Annotated in this window: 2 protein-coding genes; one reads left to right on the top strand and one right to left on the bottom strand. The window is 69.3% G+C overall.

What is annotated here, in order from left to right:
* Positions 1-389, top strand: a 389-nt coding sequence (locus C1J01_RS47605) for a hypothetical protein (RefSeq protein WP_220040483.1), incomplete at its 5' end; no start/stop codon positions are given.
* Here C1J01_RS47605 and rny read toward each other — a convergent pair.
* Positions 390-2,006 carry a ribonuclease Y gene (gene rny, locus C1J01_RS47600; RefSeq protein WP_111185698.1) on the bottom strand — a complete coding sequence of 539 codons (1,617 nt, stop codon included), beginning with the start codon at positions 2,004-2,006 and terminating at the stop codon, positions 390-392.
* Between the last annotated feature and the right edge of the window lie 375 nt (positions 2,007-2,381).

Raw genomic sequence — 2,381 nt, 5'->3', positions numbered from 1 at the left:
CCCCCGCGGTCACCCTCAAGCCGAGCCCTCCCTCGGCCCCCGAACGCGTGGGCTGCCGGACCTGGTCGCCGCCCAAGGACGGCCTGACGATGAGCCCCTGCCTGAAGGTCGTCGGCGAACGCGCCTACATCCAGGCCCGCGCCAAGGGCAAGGTCGGCACGTCCGTCGACCTGTCGATCGAGCTGTACGACTCCCAGGCGAACCGCACGGTCACCACCCCGCTGCGCTGCCACGACATGCGTTTCGCCTACGAGGGCGAAATGGAGGTCTGCGGCTGGTACGAGGTCACCGCGCCGCGCGGCATCCCGTACGTCGCCCGGCAACGCTGGAAGCTCCGCACCGCGACCGCGTTCGGCGGCGGCTTCGAGAGCCCCGAACTCACCTGGTGACTACCGGGCGAACTCGGTCGCCCGCGACTCCCGCACCACCGTGATCCGGATCTGCCCCGGATAGGTGAGCTCCTCCTCCACCTGCTTGGCCACGTCACGGGCGATCACCTGGGCCTGGATGTCGTCGATCGCGTCAGGCTTGACCATGACGCGGATCTCCCGCCCGGCCTGCATGGCGAACACCTTCTCCACGCCCTCGTACGACTGCGCGATCTGCTCCAGCCGCTCCAGGCGCTTGACGTAGGCCTCCAGGGACTCCCGCCGCGCCCCCGGACGGCTGCCGCTGATCGCGTCGGCCGCCTGCGTGAGCACCGCCTCGACCGTGCGGACCTCGACCTCGTTGTGGTGCGCCTCGATGGCGTGCACGACGTCTTCTTCCTCGCCGTAGCGGCGGGCGATCTCCGCGCCGATCAGCGCGTGGCTGCCCTCCACCTCGTGGGTGAGCGCCTTGCCGATGTCGTGGAGCAGGGCGCAACGCTTGAGCAGCGTCGGGTTCAACTTCAGCTCCGCGGCCATGATGCCGGCGATGTGGGCGGACTCGATGAGGTGCTTGAGCACGTTCTGCCCGTACGAGGTGCGGTAGCGCAGCTGACCGAGCAGCAGCGTCAGCTCCGGGTGCATGTCGGTGATGCCCAGCTCGACGAGGGCGTCCTCACCGGCCCGCGCGCACAGGTCCTGCACCTCCTGGCGGCTGCGGACGTGGGCCTCCTCGATGCGCTGCGGGTGGATGCGGCCGTCGAGCACCAGCTTCTCCAGCGTGAGCCGCGCCGTCTCCCTCCGCACCGGGTCGAAACAGGACAACAGCACCGCTTCCGGGGTGTCGTCGATGATGAGGTTCACCCCGGTCGTGGACTCGAACGCGCGGATGTTACGCCCCTCACGCCCGATGATTCGGCCCTTCATCTCGTCGCCCGGCAGGTGGAGCACGCTGACCACGGACTCGGCCGTCTGCTCGGCCGCGAGCCGCTGCACGGCCAGCGTCACGATCTTCGTGGCCCGCTTCTCGCCCTCCTTGCGGGCGTCGCCTTCGATCTCCCTGACGATCAGCGCGGCCTCGCGCTTGGCCTGGTTCTCGATCTCCTTGACCAGCTCGGCCTTGGCCTGCTCGGCGGTGAGACCGGCGACCCGTTCCAGGACGGCCCGGCGCTCGTCCTCGGCCTGCAGCAGCTCCTCGCGGCGGCCCGCCAGCTCGATCTCGGTCTCGGCGAGCTTCCTGTCGCGCTCGGCCTGCCGCCTGGCCTCCTCATCGAGCCGCTGCTCGCGCTCGGCCAGGCGGGCCTCGCGGCGTTCGAGGTCGGTGCGCAGCTCCTTGAGCTCGGACTTGAGGATGCGCGCCTCCTCCTCGACCTCCCGCCGCATCTGCGCGGCGCTCTCGGCCGCCGCCTCCGACCTGCGCAGGATCTCCTCGGCGTCGGTCTCCGCCTTGGTGCGGATCTCGCGCGCCTCCTCACGCGCCTGCTCGAGCTCGTCCTGTACGGCCTGCAGCTGCTCAGGGCTCGGCTTGGCGGCGCGGGGCAGGCCGCCCGAAGTGCGTCGTACGACGACGAGGAGCGCGGCGACCATCCCGAACGCGAGCACGAGCACCGCCACCATCAGCACCACGACCAGCGGCCCCATGTGCGCCCCGCCCTCCTCGCGTCGTCAACACCTCATAACGCGGCCACAAAACAGGAGGGGTCACAGACGCGCCGCGGACAACCCGGTCGGCGTCATCGCCGGGATCGTGTCAAGCCAAGGCCGACCGGGTGTCGGCCTCGAAATCCGACACCTCGCCTGCCTCGATCACCCAAGCTTGTTCGTCCGTCGTTCACCGGTATGGCAATCCGCACTGCGCGGAGTAACTCCTCACTGCCGTCGAGGTTATGCGTCGAACAGGTCACGAGCAAGCAAACGCGTCATCAAGCGTGTCTTACGGGCTTGACTCTCACCATTCCGCCCGATATCCCCCAAACGCCGTCAACATGCAACCCCTCCACCGCCCCACCCAAAAAC

It is taken from the genome of Nonomuraea aridisoli (assembly GCF_003236395.1).
GTDB lineage: Bacteria > Actinomycetota > Actinomycetes > Streptosporangiales > Streptosporangiaceae > Nonomuraea > Nonomuraea aridisoli.
The sequence above is the reverse complement of the archived record's forward strand: the minus strand, read 5'-3'. Positions and strand labels throughout refer to the sequence as shown.